The sequence below is a fragment of the Candidatus Thermoplasmatota archaeon genome (assembly GCA_022848865.1).
Taxonomy (GTDB): Archaea; Thermoplasmatota; Thermoplasmata; order RBG-16-68-12; family JAGMCJ01; genus JAGMCJ01.
Genome location: JAJISE010000096.1, coordinates 1 through 1,533 on the forward strand (window position 1 = coordinate 1; position 1,533 = coordinate 1,533).

A 1,533-nucleotide genomic window follows, 5' to 3' on the forward strand; every position below is an offset into this window, starting at 1 on the left:
TCCTCATGCTCGACTTCGTGGGGAACAGCGAGCGCTTCAACGAGGGATACGTTCCCCCGAAGGAGCTGCCTCTCGACCCCAGGATGGGAGGTTCTCACCGCCGCGGAGGCGGGACCCTCGTGCCGACCGTGGTGGCGACGGACTCGTGGATCTGGCGGGAGTGGTTCGACGTCGCGCCTGGCAGGGAGGCGGTGGACCTGGGAGACCTGGCGGGCGAGTTTGGGAGCGGAGAGGATGGGTGGCTGGCGGGGGCGACACTTGAGGCGGGTTGAGGGTGAGATGCAGAGCAAAGTGGAGATCACCTCACGAATCCTGCAGGAATTGAGGTCTCGCTGGGCGAGGAGGCAGTGGACATGAGGAACCTGGTAGCATGAGTGAAAGGACCAAACTACCGATAGACCTGATCGAGAGAGCCAGGGAGATGGAGGACAGATTATTGGAATTCATAGGCAACCAGCATCGGAGGGCAGTCGCGAACATCCTCGTGTGCGGTGAGAACTACTGCGCTTGCCGCCAGCGCGCAAACATGAAGGAGATATCGAGAGCCCGCGAGGCGACGGGCATTCGCGCTCGATTGGACCCGCGGGATTGGGTGGAGGGGCAGGTGGAGAGGCTTTGCCGGGTCCTTGACCTCCCGGACGAAGCGTTTGTCGGGATCTGGGAGAGAGCGGACATGATACTATCTCACCTCGAGAGGGAATCGCCCGCTGCCCTGCACGGGTCGCCTTCGTATGTGTCGGGGGCGATAGTGTACTTCGCGGCGGGGTGGACGCGATATCGGATGGCTCGGCGAGTGTTCCGGTCCGTTCTGAACTTGTCGCCAGCGGTTCTGAGTAAGTACCATAAGAGGATCCTCGGGAAGATCGATATAATCGGCTTGTCCGAGAAGCTTGTGGAGTGCGGTCGCGGAGGAGCCCCAAGGAAGTGGGTGGAAGAGACCTCAGCTCGGTGGAGGTCCTTCTTCCTGTGTGTTTGAGTGATGCTCCCTGGGACACCGGCGACTCAGACTTTTCAATGGGAACCTTCCAAGGCTCCTGAGCGGCGTAACGTAAGAGAGAGGGAAAGCAGGGTTCTTGTGAAGGAATCGCGGGCTCCGGGCAGTGAATCTGAAGCGAATCTTGTCTCAGGCGGAAGCGGAGAATCTCTGGGAGTGTCGGGTTCTTCACAGCGTCGTTCACATCGGCCGAGAGGATTGTCGGCCTAACTCACCTTCTTGACGCTGACAGCGAACTCGTTCTCTGGCTCGAGCACCTTGAAGACTGCCACATCAGGCTCCCCCTTCAGTCTTCGAGCGATTCCAGGAGGCTGAAGCCTGTGCTTCCGAACCCATACAGCAAGGAGATTCCGACCTGAATCGTCCGCTGCAGTGCGTATCTCCGGACATTTGTTCCAGAAGCTGTCTTTGAGACGTGTCACGCAGCGGACTTTGTCGAGATAGATAACTACCGTCCTTACTGCAGGATTGAAATACCGTTCCCGATTTCTCTCTCCCACCCTCAATCCACGGGTGTTATTCGGACCCGCCCAGATCGT

The 1,533-nt window shown here is 59.0% G+C and carries 3 protein-coding genes; 2 read left to right on the forward strand and 1 reads right to left on the reverse strand.

All coding sequences use genetic code 11. The annotated features are described in order from the left end of the window. Both LN415_09810 and LN415_09815 read left to right on the forward strand, forming a co-directional pair. On the forward strand, nt 1–272 hold a 272-nt coding region (locus LN415_09810), incomplete at its 5' end, for a hypothetical protein (GenBank protein MCJ2557381.1). A gap of 98 nt (nt 273–370) precedes the next feature. Beyond that, nucleotides 371–976, forward strand: a complete 606-nt coding sequence (locus LN415_09815) for a hypothetical protein (protein MCJ2557382.1) — start codon at nt 371–373, stop codon at nt 974–976. 224 nt (nt 977–1,200) lie between these two features. Here the strand turns inward: LN415_09815 and LN415_09820 are convergent. After that, on the reverse strand, nt 1,201–1,533 hold a 333-nt coding region (locus tag LN415_09820; GenBank protein MCJ2557383.1), incomplete at its 5' end, for a hypothetical protein.